Genomic DNA, 16,225 nt, shown 5'->3' with positions numbered 1-16,225 from the left:
TAGTAGCGCCTCCGTTGCCCCAGAGGCCGTCTGTCGTTCATACGAGTCACATGTACTCCGTGGGGATCACCGGCTCACCGCGGGACAGCTGGGTCGCAGAGAGCGGCAGTCCCGCGCGGGCCGCGGTGTGCCGCTCGCGCGCCGCGTCGAGCGGCTCGCGGGTGACGACCTCGCCGCCCTTGACCAGCTCCACCAGTAGGTGCCGGTCCACGAGTTCGTCCGGCACCGGACCGGCGCCGAGCACCTCGGCCTCGGCGACACCCCGCTCGTCCACCCGGCGGGCGGCCCACTTGCGGCCTCCCACGGACAGCTTCCCGACCGTCGACTTCTTCGCCACCGACGTCAGCGGGGCCTTCGGATCGGCCGACCCGGCGCGCGCGACCAGCTTGTAGACCATGGCGCAGGTGGGGTGCCCGCTGCCGGTGACCAGCTGGGTGCCCACGCCGTAGGCGTCCACCGGCGCTGCCGCCAGCGACGCGATCGCGTACTCGTCCAGGTCCGACGTCACGACGATCTTCGTGTCGCGCGCGCCCAGCTCGTCCAGCTGCTCGCGTACCCGGTGGGCGACCAGCAGCAGGTCCCCCGAGTCGATCCGTACGGCGCCGAGTTCCGTCCCGGCGACCTCCACCGCGGTACGGACGGCCTCGGTGACGTCGTAGGTGTCGACGAGCAGCGTCGTACCCCGTCCGAGTGAGTCCACCTGGGCCCGGAAGGCGTCCCGCTCGGTGTCGTGCAGCAGGGTGAAGGCATGGGCGCTGGTGCCGACGGTAGGGATGCCGTAGCGGAATCCGGCGGCGAGGTCGGAGGTGGAGTCGAAGCCTCCGACGTACGCGGCGCGCGCGGCGGCGACGGCGGCGAGCTCGTGCGTGCGCCGGGCGCCCATCTCGATGAGCCGGCGCCCGCCCGCGGCGGACGACATCCGGGAGGCGGCGGCGGCGATCGCCGAGTCGTGGTTGAGGATCGACAGGATCACGGTCTCCAGCAGCACGCACTCGGCGAAGGAGCCCTCGACCCGCAGGACCGGCGAGCCGGGGAAGTAGACCTCGCCCTCGGGGTAGCCCCAGATGTCGCCGCCGAAGCGGTAGTCGGCAAGCCACCGCAGCGTGGCCTCGTCGACGATGCGCCGGTCACGGAGGAAGTCGAGCATGCCGGCGTCGAAGCGGAAGTTCTCCACGGCGTCCAGGACGCGCCCGGTGCCCGCGACCACGCCGTAGCGGCGGCCCTCCGGCAGCCGGCGGGTGAAGACCTCGAAGACCGAGTGGCGGTCGGCCGTGCCGGCCTTCAGCGCCGCCTGGAGCATCGTGAACTCGTACTGGTCGGTGAAGAGCGCGGTCGACGGCACGTCCACCGGAAGGCCCAGATCCGCAACGTTCACAACGGTCAACCTCGCACTCTCGTCTCACGCGGCCGGCCGGGTCGGCCGGGGTCGGGTCCCGCGGACGTCGACGTCTGGATGCGGCGCCCCCGGATGCAGCCATGCTCAGGATGCTACCCCTAATTTCGTCAGAGTGACGAGATGTCCGCGATTCGGCCGGGGTCGTTTGTGCGACGCGGCCTCTCGGGTGGCAGCATGGGTGGAGTGACTGTGCCCACTGAGATCGAACGTCCCCAGTCGGCCGAGGAGGCCTTCGCCGTACCCGAACCAGATGTCCCATGGGTGACGATCGTCCACAACGATCCGGTCAATCTGATGAGCTACGTCACCTACGTCTTTCAGGCCTACTTCGGCTACTCCAAGGACAAGGCCCACAAGCTGATGCTGGACGTCCACCACAAGGGCCGCGCGGTCGTCTCGAGCGGCAGCCGCGAGGAGATGGAACGCGACGTGCAGGCGATGCACGGCTATGGGCTGTGGGCGACGCTCTCCCAGGACCGTAAGTGATGGCCGGCCGTTTCGAGGCGCTGCCCGGTGGCGGCGCCGCTGTCGCGCTCGACGAGGTCGAGATCTCCATCCTCCGCTCGCTCTCCGTCCAGCTGCTCGAGCTGATCGGACCGGGTGACGAGCCCGCCAAGGGCGAGGACCCCCTCGCCGCTCTCTTCGCGGAGGGCCCGAGCGAGCCGCCGTCCGATCCGGCGCTGGCCCGGCTCTTCCCGGACGCGTACGGCGAGCCCGAGGGCAACGGGGACGAAGAACTACGAGAGTTTTCGGCCGAGTTCAGGCGCTACACGGAGAACGATCTGCGTACCCGCAAGCGGGACGACGCCCTCGCGGTGGTGCGCAGCCTCGACGCGCTCGCCGCCACGGGGGAGGGCGGTGCGGTCCTCAAGCTGACGGCCGACGACTCGCTGCACTGGCTGGGCGCGCTCAACGATCTCCGGCTGACCATCGGCACCCGGCTGGACGTGGCCGACGAGGACGAGAACGGTGACCTCTACCGGCTGCCGGACTCCGATCCGCGCAAGCCGATGGTGATGGCCTACCTCTGGCTCGGGGCGCTCCAGGAGACGCTTGTCGAGACGCTGATGCCGTGACCTGGGCGACTACTCAGGGTCGTCTTCTGTTCGCTCAGCGGACACTCAAATCCGGATAACGATCGCATCACCGCAGCGGCCTGGCTTGCGGTGATGCGATCTTTATGTCCGCTTCTTTCTGTGGTGCGCACCACATTCGCCCGAGTCGATCATTGCTGCCGGCGTGATAGATCTTCACGACCGCCCGGGGACGCCACCCATGTCACCCGGGGGCGCTTCGGCCGGCAGACCGCCGGTGGCACTCCATCCACATCCGGGGGGATCAGGACCTGGTCCGCGGAACCGCTACGCAGCGGGCGCGGATCAGCATGGAGAAAGGGCGCACCACCATGACCTCGTTGCAGGTCGACAAGCACGCCGGCGATGAGGCCGGGGGCACTTCGCAGGAGGGCTACGAGCGCGGGCTCGGCAGCCGGCAGGTCCAGATGATCGCCATCGGCGGCGCCATCGGCGTGGGCCTCTTCATGGGAGCCGGGGCGAACATCGCCAAGGCCGGCCCCAGCATCATCCTGATGTACGCCCTCGCGGGCGTCATCATCTTCTTCATCATGCGAGCGCTCGGCGAGCTGCTGCTGTACCGCCCCGTCTCGGGCTCGTTCGCGGAGTACGCCCGAGAGTTCCTCGGCCCGTTCTTCGGGTTCGTCACCGGCTGGACGTACTGGCTCATGTGGGTCGTCACCGGTATGGCCGAACTCACCGCCGCCGCCATCTACATGCACTTCTGGTTCCCGGAGATTCCTCAGTGGGTCAGCGCCCTGGTCTTCCTGGTGGTGCTCTTCGGCGTCAACCTGATCTCGGTCAAGATCTTCGGCGAGGTCGAGTTCTGGTTCTCGATGGTCAAGGTCACCGCGATCATCGGCATGATCGTGATCGGTCTCGGCGTGCTCACCCTGGGCTTCTCCGACGCCGGTGACACCGCCGCCGTCTCCAACCTCTGGGCGCACGACGGCATCTTCCCGAACGGCATCGGCTCCAGCCTGATGACGCTGCAGGGTGTCATGTTCGCCTACCTCGCCGTCGAGCTCGTCGGCGTCACCGCGGGCGAGTCCGAGAACCCGGAGAAGACGCTCCCCAAGGCGATCAACACGCTGCCCTGGCGCATCATCATCTTCTACGTCGGCGCGCTCCTGGTGATCCTCTCCGTCGTGAAGTGGACCGAGTTCTCCGCGGGTGAAAGCCCGTTCGTCCACGCCTTCGACAAGATCGGCATCCCGCTCGCCGCCGGCATCGTCAACTTCGTGGTGCTGACCGCGGCCCTGTCCTCGTGCAACTCCGGCATGTACTCCACCGGCCGTATGCTGCGCGACCTGGCGTCCAACGGCGAGGCCCCGCAGGCCTTCGGCCGCCTGAACGCCCGCAGGACCCCGGCCTTCGGCATCACCGTCTCCGTCGCCCTCATGGGCATCGGCGTCGTCCTCAACTACATCGTCCCGGAGAAGGCGTTCGGCTACGTCGTCTCCGTGGCCACCGCGGCCGGTATCTGGACCTGGATGATGATCCTCGTCAGCCACATCCGCTACCGCCGCGAGGTCGACGCCGGACGGCTGTCCGCCTCCTCCTTCCCGGCCCCCGGCGGCGCCAGGTTCAGCTGGGTCGCCCTGATCTTCCTGATCGGCGTGACCGGCATGATCGGCTACGACGCGGAGGCCCGGGTCTCGCTGTACGTGGCCGCCTTCTGGGGCGTCGCCCTGGCCATCGGCTGGGCGGTCCTGAAGAAGCGCAACCCGCAGCTCACCGAGCGCACCCGCGAGTACGCGGACGCCTCCAAGTAGCGACGGGTCACGTCTCACCGTTCTTCGGGTCATGCCGGGCTCCGCTCGCCCGGCATGACCCGATGCGTGTGTCCGGACCGGACACAGGACAGGACCGGTCCGGAGGAGACAGGGCTCGGGCGGCCTACGTGAGCCTGACGTCGTCCGCGCGGGCGTGAACCGTCACGCCCGCGTCGCTGACCGAGACGTCCGTCGGCGTGAGTCCGACGGGCAGTTCCGGCAGGGTGCGTTCCCGGCCGGAGAAGGCCTCGGCGATGCGCGGGCCGGCCGGGTCGACCTGACGGCCCGCGAACGACGCGGAGACGGGCACCATGGTGACGGTCCGCCCGGCCAGCTGCACCTCGGCCACGACGGTCAGCGGCAGGCCGAAGACCTCCCGGTCGATGCGCAGCCTTCCGTGGTCCGCGGACAGCGAAGTGCCCTCGCCCAGATCGGCGCCGAGGGAGCCGAAGGGCGCGGTGAACCGCGCGTCGGCGGACGCGGCCGTGTACGCACCGGCCTTCTCGCTGACATCGCGCAGTTCCACCGACGCCTGTACGGGCCGCCCTTCCCTGGTGACGGCATCGGCCCTTATCGCCACTTCGGGGAACGTTCCCTCGACTGCGTTCAGCAGAAAGGGAAAGGCGTCGATACTCACCCGCGGGGTGCCGACCACGGCTTTCTGCCGCCCGGCGATCCGGTCGGCGAGCCGCTCCTCCGCGACCGCGGCGGCGATCCGGTCGGCGACGGGCAGTGCGCCCAGCGCCACGCTCAGCGCGAGCGAGGTCCACAGCAGCTTTCTGCGCCCGTTGCCGCGCCCGCGCGTCCGGAACGGGTTCATGACGTGCTCCCGGTGCTCGCGAGGGGCACTTCGCCGGGCCCGGGGGATGCCGGGGCCGGTTCCTGGCCGTCGTCCTCGATGGCCATGTGCGGCAGCAGCCGGTCCAGCCGGCGGGGCAGCCACCAGTTGGCACGGCCCAGCAGGACCATCGTGGACGGGACGACCACCCCGCGGACGACGGTGGCGTCCAGCGCGACGGCCGTGGCCAGACCGATGCCGAACATCTTGACCACGGGGTCGTCGGAGAGCAGATAGCTGAGGAAGACACTGACCATGATCAGTGCGGCCGAGGTGATGATCCGGCCCGTTCCGGCGAGGCCGGTGATCACGGCCCGGCGGGTGTCCCCTTCGCGTAGATAGGCCGCACGGACCGCGCTGAGCAGGAACACCTCGTAGTCCATGGAGAGGCCGAACAGCACGGCGAACATCAGCAGCGGCACATATCCCGGGATCGGTACGGCCCCTTCGAGCCCGATCAGGGTCGCACCCCAGCCCCACTGGAAGAGCGCGGTGAGCACACCGTAGGAGGCGGCGACCGAGATCAGGTTCATCAGTGCGGCCTTCACCGCGACGACCGGGGAGCGGAAGGCCGCGAGCAGCAGCAGCGCGGCGACGGTGAGGACGAAACCGACGACCAGCGGCATCCGCCGTGCCAGGCGTTCGTTCAGATCGGCCTGCGCGGCCGTCGCGCCGCCCACGTGGGTCACCTGTCCGGTGCCCTCCGTGGCCTCGGGAAGCGTCTCGTCGCGCAGCCGGTCCACGAGTTCGGCGGTCGCCGGGTCACCGGGTGCGGTGGTGGGGGTGACCTGCCAGCGCGCATGGGTGCCGTGGGCATCCAGCTGTGCGGGACCCACGGCCGCGACGCCCTCGGTCGAACGCAGGGCGGTGGTGAGGTCCGTGACCCGGCTGTCGCCCGGCCCCGACGGGCGGGTGGGCAGGGTGGTCACCACCTGGAGGGGGCCGTTGGCGCCGGGACCGAAGGCATCGGCCAGCCGGTCGTACGCGATACGGCTCGACGTCCCGGGCGCCTTGTCGCCCGCGTCCAGCTGACCGAACGTCAACTGCGTGGCCGGGGCGGCCAGTACCCCGGCCAGGGCGAGCCCGGCGAGCAGACAGCGCCATGGTCGCGCGGCCACGTACCCCGCGATACGGCCCCAGCCGCGAGGGCGGGCAGGGCCGTCGGCGGCGTCCGTGGCACCGGACGCGGCGTCCCGTGGGCGCGCCTTCGGCGTGAGTCTGTGCCCGAGCAGCGAGAGGACGGCGGGCAGCAGCGTGAGCGTCGCCGCCATGGCCACCAGGACGGCGATGCCCGGTGCCAGCGCCAGTGCGTGCAGCAGCGGCAGACCGCCCAGTGCGAGCCCGGCCAGCGCGGCGATGACGGCACAGCCCGCGAAGGCCACGGCCTTGCCGGAGCCGGCCGTGGTGCGCGCCGCCGCCTCCTCGACCCCGGCACCGGCCGCCCGCAGCTCACGGAACCGGGTCAAGCAGAAGAGCGTGTAGTCGATGCCCACGCCGAGGCCGATCATCGCCGCGATGGTCGTGCCCGTGGAGGGCATGTCCATGAGATGGCCCACCAGGCCGATCGAGCACAGCGAGATGGCCAGCCCGATCGCTCCGTTGAGCAGCGGGACCCCGGCCGCGATCACACTGCCGAAGCCCACGGCCAGGATGACGAAGGCGGCCGCGAGACCGATGATCTCGCTGTGCCCGGTGTCACCCCGGTCCGCGGCGGCGGCGAGATCGGCGCCGGCGGTCACCTCGATCCCGGCCTCGGCGGCAGGCGCGGCCGCGTCCGTGATGTGCCGGGTGGTCTCGGAGGTGATGTCCCGGCCGGTGACGTCGAGTTCGACGAGGAGCTGGCCGGTGTGGCCGTCGGCGCTGAGGGCGCCGCGGCCCTTCGGCTCGAAGGGCGTGGTGACGGCGACGACGTGATCCACTTTCTCGATGGCCCGTGCGGCCTCGTCGACGGCCTTGCGCTGCGCGGTGGCGGTGAGGGCCGGGGAGCCGGGAGCCGTGTACAGCACGACGGGCTGCCGGCCGGATGCCGCGTCAGAGAAGGCCTCGGCCACGTCGCGTGCCGCCTGGCTGTCGCTGCCCGGGATGGTCACGGCCTCGGTGGTGACCCGCCCGAACGCCCCCACGGCGGCGGCCAGGGCGGTGAGCAGCAGTAGCCAGGCGGCCACGGTCCGCTTGGGTCTGCGGGCGCACCAGCGCCCTACCGACAGGAGCATCAGGAAAGTCGTCCCTCTCGTGCGGCGACGGGCGCGCAGGGCGCCCGTCCGGGGAACCCCGGTGAAGTTATTGCACTCAACGTGCAATCAGTGTGCAGTCCGCACGGTTGCATCGGGAGTGCAACAATGTCAACGCACGGATGGGAGGACCGGGGTGGACCAGTCGCTTCGACGGGCGCCGGACGGCGCGCGAAACACGGCTCGGGAACCGGCCCGGGGCGGCGGTTCCGAACGGGGCGATGGCCCCGGAGCAGGCCGTGATCCCGAACGGAACGCTGCTCGCGTACAGGGCGGTGCCGGTGAACGCGCCGTTGCGCGCGAGGGGGCGAGAGCCGGCGCCCCGGACGGTCGCACCGAGCGCGGGCGGCAGACCCGCGAGAAGATCGCCGACGCGATGCTCTCCCTGCTCGACGAGGGGCACACGCAGTTCCCGGCGGACCGTGTGGCCGAGCGCGCCGGGGTGTCCCGGCGTCTGGTGTTCCACCACTTCGCCGACATGGCCCAGCTCGCGGACACCGCCATCGCCCGCCGCCTGGACCGGCTGGCCGCGCAGATCAAGCCGTTGCCGACCCAGGGGCCGCGCGAGGAGAGAGTGGCGGCGCTCGTCGAACAGCGCGCACGCATCCTGGAGTGGATCACCCCGGCGCGGCTGACGATGATGCGCATGGAGCAGCTCTCCGAGCGCGTCGAGGAGGCCACCCGGCAGGTGATGGACTTCGCCCGCAGACGACTGACCGAGGTCTTCGCCGCGGAGTTCGACGCCCTGCCGGAGGAGCACAGGGCGGATCTCCTCAACGGGCTTGACGCGGTGACCTCGTGGGGCGCCTGGTACCACTGGCGCAGCGGCGGTCTGGACCCGGAGGTCGCCCGTCGTGCGATGGAGACCACGGTGCAGGCGCTGCTCGCCACGACGGACCGGCCGGCGCCCCCGCCTCTTCCCTGAGTGATCTCACGCTCTCACTCGAGGGTCCCCCTCGGGTTCCCCCCGGACCATCTCACTCAATGGTCCCCGGATCTCAGATCGAGGGGGCCTCCGCCTATTCTCGTCACCATGCTGACCATCACCCAGGCCCTGTACGACCAGATCGTCGCGCACGCCCGCGCGGACCACCCCGACGAGGCCTGCGGCGTGGTCGCGGGACCGGTCGGGGAGGGCAGGCCCGAGCGCTTCATCCCGATGCTCAACGCCGCGCGCTCGCCCACGTTCTACGAGTTCGACTCGGCGGATCTGCTCAAGCTGTACCGCGAGATGGACGACCGCGACGAGGAGCCGGTGATCATCTACCACTCCCACACGGCGACCGAGGCGTACCCGTCCCGTACCGACATCTCGTACGCCAACGAGCCCGGCGCGCACTACGTCCTGGTGTCGACCGCGGACACGGACGAAGCCGGCCCCTTCCAGTTCCGTTCGTTCCGGATCGTGGACGGCGAGGTCACCGAGGAGGACGTCGAGGTCGTCCAGGCGTACTGACGGCCGCCGCCCGAGGTCACGCACCCCTCCGGCCGCCGCGGCCCTTTCGCCGCCCGCCTCCCCGCCGTACGGGCCGCATCCCCCCATCCGTCCGCCTGGCGAACGGATGGCGTCCGCGATACGAGATCACATGCCGGAGGCCGCACCGGGAATCGTTACGATGACCGCATGGTTCCGAACGACGTGAGCGAGAAGACGCCGGGCACGCTGCTCGTGGCGCGGCTGCACGTCGACCTGTGCCGCCTCGCCAGCGCCATCTGTACGCGCTGCGCGGACCGCCGTCCGGCCTGAGCCGCGGCCCCAGCGCACGCACCCCTGCACCGAGCCCCGCGCGGGGGCCGATCCGCGCGTCCCGTACGCAACGCCCTACGCCCCTCCCGACAGGAGCCCACGACATGGCCATCGAGGTCCGCATCCCGACCATCCTCCGCACCTACACCGACGGCGCCAAGGCCGTCGAGGGCAACGGGGCCACCCTCGCCGAGCTGTTCGCCGACCTCGAGACCCGGCACACCGGAATCCAGGCCAGGATCGTGGACGGGGACCAGCTGCGCCGCTTCGTGAACGTCTACCTGAACGACGAGGACGTCCGCTTCCTGGACGGCATCTCCACCAAGCTGGCCGACGGCGACAGCGTCACGATCCTGCCGGCCGTGGCCGGCGGCATGGTCTGATCCCGGATGCGCTACGACTCCCCGCTCGCCGCGGTCGGCAACACACCGCTGGTCCGCCTGCCCCGGCTGTCCCCGTCGGACGACGTCCGCATCTGGGCCAAGCTGGAGGACCGCAACCCGACCGGATCGATCAAGGACCGTCCCGCGCTCCACATGATCGAGCAGGCGGAGAAGGACGGCCGGCTTACGCCCGGCTGCACGATCCTGGAGCCGACCAGCGGCAACACCGGGATCTCGCTCGCGATGGCGGCCAAGCTCAAGGGCTACCGCATCGTCTGCGTCATGCCGGAGAACACGAGCGAGGAGCGCCGCCAGCTCCTCGCCATGTGGGGGGCCGAGATCATCCCCAGCCCCGCCGCGGGCGGCTCCAACACGGCGGTCCGCCTCGCGAAGGAGCTCGCCGGGCAGAACCCGTCCTGGGTGATGCTCTACCAGTACGGCAACCCGGACAACGCGGGCGCGCACTATGCCACCACCGGTCCCGAGATCCTCGCCGACCTCCCGTCCGTCACCCACTTCGTGGCGGGCCTCGGCACCACCGGCACGCTCATGGGTGTCGGCCGCTACCTGCGCGAGCACAAGCCCGACATCAAGATCGTCGCCGCCGAGCCGCGCTACGACGACCTCGTCTACGGCCTGCGCAACCTCGACGAGGGCTTCGTACCCGAGCTGTACGACGCCTCGGTCCTCACCACCCGCTTCTCCGTCGGCTCGGCCGACGCGGTCACCCGCACCCGTGAGCTCCTCCAGCAGGAGGGCATCTTCGCGGGTGTCTCCACCGGCGCGGCGCTCCACGCGGCGATCGGCGTCGGCAGGAAGGCCCTCACGGCGGGGGAGTCCGCGGACATCGTCTTCGTCGTCGCCGACGGCGGCTGGAAGTATCTCTCGACCGGCGTCTACACGGCCCCGACGACGGAGGCCGCGATCGAGGCGCTGCAGGGCCAGCTCTGGGCGTGACGCTGCCATGAGTACCGCGGTCCGGGGCCTGGGGGTTCACCCCGGGTGCCGGACCGGGGGTCGGCAGCCGTGCCCCCGTGCCGAAACGCCGTTGCCGTCGCGTCGTCAGGGAGCCAGGTGTCGCACCTGGTCCCACAGGAGCGGGTCGACCGTGCCGACGCGGCGGCGGAAGTCGCGGACCCGCACCTTCCGCAGCTCGTCCGTCTCCAGGAAGCTGGCACGGCCCTGGGCGTCCCCCACCGTCCCCGGCGGCAGCGGGATCACTCCGGGGCGGGCGTCGCGGTACTTGCTCGTGATCTTGGCGACGTGCGCCGCGCCGCCATGGACCTGCAGCACCAGACACGGCCGGTCCTTGGAGCCGGGGCCGTCCTCGTACGGGACGTCGGCCCACCAGATCTCGCCCGGCCGGGGACCCCGCCCGGACTTCGACGGGGCACGGGCAGGGCGTTCGGCCCGCCTGCCGGGCGGCCGGGTCCGCCCCCCGGGCCGCACCCGCGACACCGAGGCCACCAGCGCGATCACCACCACCGCGCCGAGCGCGAGCCACCATGACGTGTCCATACCCGAGACGGTACCGGCGCGTAGGGCGACCCGCCCGCCCCACGTGCACGCCCCGCGCACCTCGTCCTATCCGGTGACAGGGCAGGTGAGTTCCCCCACAACGGGTAACCGCGAAGGAGCGGGCAGGCCTTTCGCGCCTTACGCTCGACAAACCGCACGACCTCCCCGCGCGCCCTTCAGCGTTCCCCGTTCTCCCGTCCACGGACGACCGTCCACGGAGGTTCAAGCTCCATGAAGCTCACCGTCGTCGGCTGCTCGGGGTCGTTCCCGTCCGCGGAATCGGCCTGCTCGAGCTACCTCGTAGAGGCCGACGGCTTCCGGCTGCTCCTCGACATGGGCAACGGCGCCCTCGGCGAGCTGCAGCGCCACATCGGTCTCTACGACCTCGACGCCATCTTCCTCAGTCATCTGCACGCGGACCACTGCATCGACATGTGCGGGTACTTCGTCGCTCGCTACTACCGCTACGACGGCGGTCGCTGCGACGCCATCCCGGTGTACGCGCCGGAGGGTGCGGAGCAGCGGCTCACCACCGCCTATGCGGACACCCCCTCGGACAAGTCCATGGGCGAGGTCTTCGACTTCCACGACCTCAAGCCGGGCGCGTTCGAGATCGGCCCCTTCTCGGTCCGCACCGAGAAGGTCGCGCACCCCGTCGAGACCTTCGGCATCCGCCTCGAGCACAACGGCAGGTCGCTCACCTACTCCGGCGACACGGGCCTCTGCGACGTTCTCGTCGACCTTGCCGAGGGCACCGACCTCTTCCTCTGCGAAGCGGCGTTCACCCACGGCAAGGAGGACATCCCGGACCTCCACCTCAACGGCCGCGAGGCCGGCGCCCACGCCGCCCGCGCCGGTGTGCGCAAGCTGGTACTGACACACATCCCGCCCTGGACGGACGCCGAGCAGAACCTGGCGGACGCGCGCGCGGTGTACGACGGCCCGGCCGAACTGGCGGTCCCGGGCGCGGTTTACGAGATTTAGGCCAATACATCCAGGGCCTCTCTTTCGGTCTTGCCGGGCTCGTGTGCCCTGGCGCCGCACCTCGCTGCGTTGCGGTCGGCGCCCCCGTCCCCCGGCTACCGCTGGGAGGTGCCCCCACCGCGTGGGCTCCTTCCTCCGCCTTGCGAGGCACACCGCCGGACCCCGCTCACCGGTCCGGCCTGACCCGAACGACAGACCCTAGGGGCAGGGCCGCGGAGGGGTATGCCCCGAGGTTTCCGCGGTCCGGGCGTGCCGGGTGGGACTGCCAGGTCCCGGGGAGGAACGGTCCCGGCCGTTGACGATGGTCTCCGCCGCCCGGCCCGAGAGGCCGCCCGAGGTTCCGGTCGTCCCGGGTGCCCGCGCCCTCGCGTTCCGTGCGGTCTGTCGCATATCCGCTGCCCGGGAGACGGGTGCGGCCCCGCAGGGAGGCCGGCCTGCGCCTCCACGGCGTGGCCGGAAGGCGGTGCTGCGCTCGCCCGGGCGATCCGGTGCGGTTGCCTCGTGTCCGCCGCCCGGGAGCGGGGCGGACGATCGGCGTCTCGTGGCGTGCCCCAGGAGGCGGTCCCGGACCCCAGTTCTCCCGGGGTGGCCGTATCCGACGCCAGGGAGCGGACGATGCCCGCGCGCAGACGGGCCCGAGGGGCCGGACGCTCACCTCCGGGGTTCCGGGGTTCCGGGGTTCCGGGGGTACGGCCCCGGCCAAGCCCCCGGGTGGGCGCACCTTGGGGCCGCGGCGCAGAAGGCGCATCGCACGCATCAGCACCCGGCAGACGCGCGCCGCGGCACCTCCGCCCGGCGTCCGACGGGCGCTCGTCCGCGGGCCGTCGATCGATTGCCCCGATAAAGTCTTACAAAACCGGCATATCGCTCGACCTGTGAGGAAACGTGGCCGATGACGTCGCGGACACCCGCCCGCCACCACCCAGCTCGCACAGCGTGGACGCGCCGGGGGAACTGAAGCACAACGCGATCGGCTTCCTCGATGCGCTCGTCATCGGCATCAACGCCACATCGCCCGCGTACTCGCTGGCCGCCGTCATCGGCGCCGTCGTGGCGATCGTCGGCATCTACGCCCCGGGGGTGGTGCTGGCGTCGTTCGTGCCGATGCTGCTGATCGCCTCGGCCTTCTACTACCTCAACCACGTCGACCAGGACTGCGGCACGACATTCTCGTGGGTCACCCGGGCCATGGGCCCCTGGGCGGGCTGGTTCGGCGGCTGGGCCATCATGATGACCGGCGTCCTGGTGGTCGGATCGCTGGCCGACGTCGCCGTCGGCTTCGGACTGCTCACCCTCGGCCTCGACAGCTGGGCCGCCAACGACCTCATCCGCCAACTGCTCACCGTGCTGGTCATCCTCGTCATGACGGCCATCTGCGTCATCGGAACCGAGGCCTCGGCCCATGTGCAGAACGTCCTCATCCTCGCGCAGATCGCCTCCCTGCTCGCCTTCGCCGTCGTGGCTGTCTACCGCGTCTACACCGGTACGAGCCCCGTCGGGTCCGTCGAGCCCGGCGTCGAGTGGCTGAACCCCTTCGGGGCCGGCGGCGCCGCGCTGAGCGCAGGCCTGCTGCTGGGCGTGTTCATGTACTGGGGCTGGGAGTCGGCCGTCAACCTCACCGAAGAAGTCAAGGATTCCGCCAGTGCCCCGGGGCGGGCGGGGATCTGGTCGACGATCATCCTGCTCGTGACATACCTGTCGGTCACCATCGCGGTCGTGGCCTTCGCCGGGCCGGCGTACCTGGCGGAGAACGCGTCCGAGGAGGAGTTCATCTTCGCCCTGCTCGCCCGTCAGGTCATGGGCGGCTGGGACTGGCTCGTGCTGGTCGCGGTCTGCACCTCCGCATTGGCCTCGACGCAGACGACGATCATCCCGGCGTCGCGCACGGGACTGTCGATGGCCCGACGCGGAGCGCTGCCGTCCATGTTCGCGCGCATCCACCCCCGCTTCCGCACGCCCGACGTGAGCACCTGGGCCGTCGCCCTGGTCGCCATCGCCTGGTACCTCGTCGTCAGCCGGATCAGCGAGAACGCCCTCTTCGACTCCCTCACGGCGCTGTCGCTGCTCATCGCGTTCTACTACGCGCTCACGGGCGTCGCCTGCGCCGTCTACTACCGGCGCCATCTCACCGACAGTGCCCGCAACTTCCTCCTCATCGGTGTCGGCCCGCTGATCGGCTCTGTGCTGCTGGTGTGGCTGCTCGTGCAGTCGGTCATCGACATGTCCGATCCGGCGAACTCCTACAGCGGCGTCTCGTGGTTCGGGCTCGGCCCGCCCCTCGTCATCGGCATCGGTATCGTGATCATGGGACTGCTCATCATGTTCGCCCGGCGCCTGACGACACCGCGGTTCTGGAGCGAACGCCGCGGTGTGGCCGATCCCGACGTCGTCCGCGCCATGGAGCACCACCACCACAAGAAGCCGCATGGGCCCACGGGGCCCGAGGAGTCCTGAGATGACGATCGTCCTGGGTTACGACGAATCGCAGGGCGCGGTGCGGGCGCTGCGCGTCGCCATCGAGGTGGCGTCCGCGTTCGGCGTGCCGCTCGTGGTGGTCTACGGCGCCGGGCCCCCCGGGGCCATGGGCGAGGAGTACAAGACCCACGCGGCGGCTCTCCGCCAGGTCGGCCAGGCCGCGCTCACGCACGCGGTCGAGGCGGCCGACGACGCCGGAGTGCCGACGAACGTGGAGATCGTCGACGAAAGACCGGCCCAGGCCCTGCTGGACGCCGCCGCCCGCCACGAGGCGCGTCTCATCGTGGTCGGCAGCTACGGCGAGAGCCCGATGCGCGGCGCCCTGCTGGGCTCGACCCCGCACAAGCTGCTCCATCTCTCGACGATCCCCGTGCTCTGCGTCCCTGCCGTCGACCGCCCTGCTGTGTGAGCCGCCGACCTGGACACCGACAGGCCGAAGCCCCCGTCCTCCAGGGAAGGACGGGGGCTTCGGCGTGGTTGCGGCCTCGCCGTGACCTACTTGGCCTCGGCCTTCTCCAGCTCGGCCAGCTCCTCGTCGGACTCGCGGCCCGGCGTGGGGAGGTTGAACTTGACGATCGCGAAGCGGAAGACCACGTAGTAGACCACCGCGAAGCAGAGACCGACCAGCGCCAGGCCCCACGGGTTGGACGCGATACCGAGGTTCAGCCCGAAGTCGATCGCGCCGGCGGAGAAGCCGAAACCGTCCCTCATGCCGAGCGCCCAGGTCAGGGCCATGGAGACACCGGTCAGCACCGCGTGGATCGCGTACAGCACCGGCGCGATGAACATGAAGGTGAACTCGATCGGCTCGGTCACACCGGTGAAGAAGGAGGTCAGCGCGAGCGAGAGCATCATGCCGCCGACGACCTTGCGGCGCTCGGGACGGGCGCAGTGGACGATCGCGAGACAGGCTGCCGGGAGGGCGAACATCATGATCGGGAAGAAGCCGGTCATGAACTGTCCGGCGGTCGGGTCACCGGCCAGGAAGCGGGCGATGTCGCCGTTCTTGCCGTGGTACTCGCCGGCCTGCAGCCACGGGAAGGAGTTCAGCAGGTGGTGCATGCCGACGGGGATCAGTGCGCGGTTGGCGATGCCGAAGATGCCCGCGCCGACGGCGCCGGAGCCGACGAGCCACTCACCGACGTTGTGCAGACCCGCGCCGAGCACCGGCCAGATGTAGCCGAAGACGACGCCGATGATCAGGCCCGCGAAGGCGGAGAGGATCGGGACGAGACGGCGGCCCCCGAAGAAGCCCGCCCAGTCAGGCAGCTTGGTGCGGTAGAAGCGCTGGTAGAGGAGCGCGACGACGATGCCCATGACCACGCCGCCGAGGACTCCGGCGTTGACCGCCTTCTCCGCCATGACGATCTTGCCGTCGACGACCGTGGCCTCCTTCGGGAGGTTGGGGTCGGTGAACGTGGCCAGCACCTTCTGGAAGACCAGGTAGCCGGTCACGGCCGCAAGTGCCGTCGAGCCGTCCGACTTCTTGGCGAAGCCGATCGCGATGCCCACGGCGAACAGCAGCGGCATGTTGCTGAGGATGGCGTCGCCACCCGCGAACATGAAGCCGGCGATCTTGTTGATGAAGTCCGGGAGGGACTCGTTGCCGAGCATGTCGCTGTTGCCGAGGCGGATCAGCAGCGCGGCGGCGGGCAGCACCGCGACCGGCAGCATGAGGCTGCGGCCGATGCGCTGCGCGACAGCCATCGCGCCGGAGCCCTTCTTCTTGTTGTCGGCCGCGGGAGCGGCGGTGGCCGTGGTCACAACTTCCTCCATCGGGCATGGCGCCGCCCGGGGCCGGGGGA

16 protein-coding genes are annotated in these 16,225 nt (G+C 70.6%); 11 read left to right on the top strand and 5 right to left on the bottom strand.

What is annotated here, in order from left to right; genetic code table 11:
* Nucleotides 1-46 precede the first annotated feature (46 nt).
* A complete protein-coding gene (locus ACFU5O_RS04540; RefSeq protein WP_384236440.1) occupies nt 47-1,375 on the bottom strand; it encodes a nicotinate phosphoribosyltransferase in 1,329 nt (442 codons plus the stop codon).
* 195 nt (nt 1,376-1,570) lie between these two features.
* Between ACFU5O_RS04540 and clpS the strand changes: the two genes are divergently transcribed.
* The 3 genes from clpS to ACFU5O_RS04525 all read left to right on the top strand — a co-directional run bounded on the left by clpS (nt 1,571) and on the right by ACFU5O_RS04525 (nt 4,244).
* Nucleotides 1,571-1,882, top strand: coding sequence for an ATP-dependent Clp protease adapter ClpS (gene clpS / locus ACFU5O_RS04535; RefSeq protein WP_384236175.1), 312 nt, complete (start codon nt 1,571-1,573; stop codon nt 1,880-1,882).
* Nucleotides 1,882-2,472: a DUF2017 domain-containing protein gene (locus tag ACFU5O_RS04530; protein ID WP_384236173.1), complete on the top strand. Its 591-nt coding sequence runs from the start codon at nt 1,882-1,884 to the stop codon at nt 2,470-2,472. The genes clpS and ACFU5O_RS04530 overlap by 1 nt, the downstream gene beginning before the upstream one ends.
* A 329-nt stretch (nt 2,473-2,801) precedes the next feature.
* Nucleotides 2,802-4,244: an amino acid permease gene (locus ACFU5O_RS04525; protein WP_384236170.1), complete on the top strand. Its 1,443-nt coding sequence runs from the start codon at nt 2,802-2,804 to the stop codon at nt 4,242-4,244.
* A 124-nt stretch (nt 4,245-4,368) separates the two neighbouring features.
* Here ACFU5O_RS04525 and ACFU5O_RS04520 read toward each other — a convergent pair whose 3' ends face one another.
* Entirely contained in the window at nt 4,369-5,064 is a 696-nt protein-coding gene (locus ACFU5O_RS04520; RefSeq protein ID WP_384236168.1) for a DUF2993 domain-containing protein, read from the bottom strand.
* Entirely contained in the window at nt 5,061-7,295 is a 2,235-nt protein-coding gene (locus tag ACFU5O_RS04515; protein WP_384236166.1) for an MMPL family transporter, read from the bottom strand. The genes ACFU5O_RS04520 and ACFU5O_RS04515 overlap by 4 nt, the downstream gene beginning before the upstream one ends.
* 394 nt (nt 7,296-7,689) lie before the next feature.
* Here ACFU5O_RS04515 and ACFU5O_RS04510 point away from each other — a divergent pair, with 394 nt between their 5' ends.
* From ACFU5O_RS04510 to ACFU5O_RS04490, 5 genes are all read left to right on the top strand, one after another.
* Complete coding sequence (locus ACFU5O_RS04510; protein WP_384236165.1) at nt 7,690-8,238, top strand: TetR/AcrR family transcriptional regulator; 549 nt, start codon at nt 7,690-7,692, stop codon at nt 8,236-8,238.
* A 108-nt stretch (nt 8,239-8,346) separates the two neighbouring features.
* Nucleotides 8,347-8,769 (top strand): Mov34/MPN/PAD-1 family protein, encoded by a 423-nt coding sequence (locus ACFU5O_RS04505; protein WP_384236163.1) that lies wholly within the window; start codon nt 8,347-8,349, stop codon nt 8,767-8,769.
* 168 nt (nt 8,770-8,937) lie between these two features.
* Nucleotides 8,938-9,060 (top strand): putative leader peptide, encoded by a 123-nt coding sequence (locus tag ACFU5O_RS04500; RefSeq protein WP_384236161.1) that lies wholly within the window; start codon nt 8,938-8,940, stop codon nt 9,058-9,060.
* 104 nt (nt 9,061-9,164) lie between these two features.
* On the top strand, nt 9,165-9,443 hold the full coding sequence (locus ACFU5O_RS04495) for a MoaD/ThiS family protein (protein WP_384236160.1): 279 nt from the start codon (nt 9,165-9,167) through the stop codon (nt 9,441-9,443).
* A 6-nt stretch (nt 9,444-9,449) separates the two neighbouring features.
* Nucleotides 9,450-10,400 (top strand): PLP-dependent cysteine synthase family protein, encoded by a 951-nt coding sequence (locus tag ACFU5O_RS04490; RefSeq protein WP_384236158.1) that lies wholly within the window; start codon nt 9,450-9,452, stop codon nt 10,398-10,400.
* A 105-nt stretch (nt 10,401-10,505) separates the two neighbouring features.
* Here ACFU5O_RS04490 and ACFU5O_RS04485 read toward each other — a convergent pair whose 3' ends face one another.
* Nucleotides 10,506-10,961, bottom strand: a complete 456-nt coding sequence (locus ACFU5O_RS04485) for a type II toxin-antitoxin system PemK/MazF family toxin (protein ID WP_384236155.1) — start codon at nt 10,959-10,961, stop codon at nt 10,506-10,508.
* Nucleotides 10,962-11,192: 231 nt separating this feature from the next.
* On the opposite strand from ACFU5O_RS04485, the gene ACFU5O_RS04480 reads away from it, so the two are divergent.
* From ACFU5O_RS04480 to ACFU5O_RS04470, 3 genes are all read left to right on the top strand, one after another.
* Nucleotides 11,193-11,945 carry an MBL fold metallo-hydrolase gene (locus ACFU5O_RS04480; RefSeq protein ID WP_384236153.1) on the top strand — a complete coding sequence of 251 codons (753 nt, stop codon included), beginning with the start codon at nt 11,193-11,195 and terminating at the stop codon, nt 11,943-11,945.
* Nucleotides 11,946-12,830: 885 nt separating this feature from the next.
* The gene (locus ACFU5O_RS04475) at nt 12,831-14,399 is read left to right on the top strand and encodes an APC family permease (protein WP_384236152.1); all 1,569 of its coding nucleotides are present in this window, start codon (nt 12,831-12,833) and stop codon (nt 14,397-14,399) included.
* 1 nt (nt 14,400) lies between these two features.
* A complete protein-coding gene (locus ACFU5O_RS04470; RefSeq protein WP_384236151.1) occupies nt 14,401-14,829 on the top strand; it encodes a universal stress protein in 429 nt (142 codons plus the stop codon).
* A gap of 86 nt (nt 14,830-14,915) precedes the next feature.
* On the opposite strand, the gene ACFU5O_RS04465 is transcribed toward ACFU5O_RS04470, so the two are convergent.
* Nucleotides 14,916-16,184, bottom strand: a complete 1,269-nt coding sequence (locus tag ACFU5O_RS04465; protein WP_384236148.1) for a PTS transporter subunit EIIC — start codon at nt 16,182-16,184, stop codon at nt 14,916-14,918.
* Nucleotides 16,185-16,225: the final 41 nt, after the last annotated feature.

Source organism: Streptomyces sp. NPDC057445 (assembly GCF_042802855.1).
Lineage (GTDB): Bacteria > Actinomycetota > Actinomycetes > Streptomycetales > Streptomycetaceae > Streptomyces.
This window is presented reverse-complemented; position numbering and strand designations above follow the sequence as displayed.

What these genes read in the sequence shown, in the direction of transcription:
- ACFU5O_RS04520 (WP_384236168.1), bottom strand. Translation starts at nt 5,064, where the DNA reads ATGAACCCGTTCCGGACGCGCGGGCGCGGCAACGGGCGCAGAAAGCTG.
- ACFU5O_RS04510 (WP_384236165.1), top strand. Translation starts at nt 7,690, where the DNA reads ATGCTCTCCCTGCTCGACGAGGGGCACACGCAGTTCCCGGCGGACCGT.
- ACFU5O_RS04470 (WP_384236151.1), top strand. Translation starts at nt 14,401, where the DNA reads ATGACGATCGTCCTGGGTTACGACGAATCGCAGGGCGCGGTGCGGGCG.
- ACFU5O_RS04490 (WP_384236158.1), top strand. Translation starts at nt 9,450, where the DNA reads ATGCGCTACGACTCCCCGCTCGCCGCGGTCGGCAACACACCGCTGGTC.
- ACFU5O_RS04525 (WP_384236170.1), top strand. Translation starts at nt 2,802, where the DNA reads ATGACCTCGTTGCAGGTCGACAAGCACGCCGGCGATGAGGCCGGGGGC.
- ACFU5O_RS04480 (WP_384236153.1), top strand. Translation starts at nt 11,193, where the DNA reads ATGAAGCTCACCGTCGTCGGCTGCTCGGGGTCGTTCCCGTCCGCGGAA.
- clpS (WP_384236175.1), top strand. Translation starts at nt 1,571, where the DNA reads ATGGGTGGAGTGACTGTGCCCACTGAGATCGAACGTCCCCAGTCGGCC.
- ACFU5O_RS04530 (WP_384236173.1), top strand. Translation starts at nt 1,882, where the DNA reads ATGGCCGGCCGTTTCGAGGCGCTGCCCGGTGGCGGCGCCGCTGTCGCG.
- ACFU5O_RS04515 (WP_384236166.1), bottom strand. Translation starts at nt 7,295, where the DNA reads ATGCTCCTGTCGGTAGGGCGCTGGTGCGCCCGCAGACCCAAGCGGACC.
- ACFU5O_RS04505 (WP_384236163.1), top strand. Translation starts at nt 8,347, where the DNA reads ATGCTGACCATCACCCAGGCCCTGTACGACCAGATCGTCGCGCACGCC.
- ACFU5O_RS04500 (WP_384236161.1), top strand. Translation starts at nt 8,938, where the DNA reads ATGGTTCCGAACGACGTGAGCGAGAAGACGCCGGGCACGCTGCTCGTG.
- ACFU5O_RS04485 (WP_384236155.1), bottom strand. Translation starts at nt 10,961, where the DNA reads ATGGACACGTCATGGTGGCTCGCGCTCGGCGCGGTGGTGGTGATCGCG.
- ACFU5O_RS04495 (WP_384236160.1), top strand. Translation starts at nt 9,165, where the DNA reads ATGGCCATCGAGGTCCGCATCCCGACCATCCTCCGCACCTACACCGAC.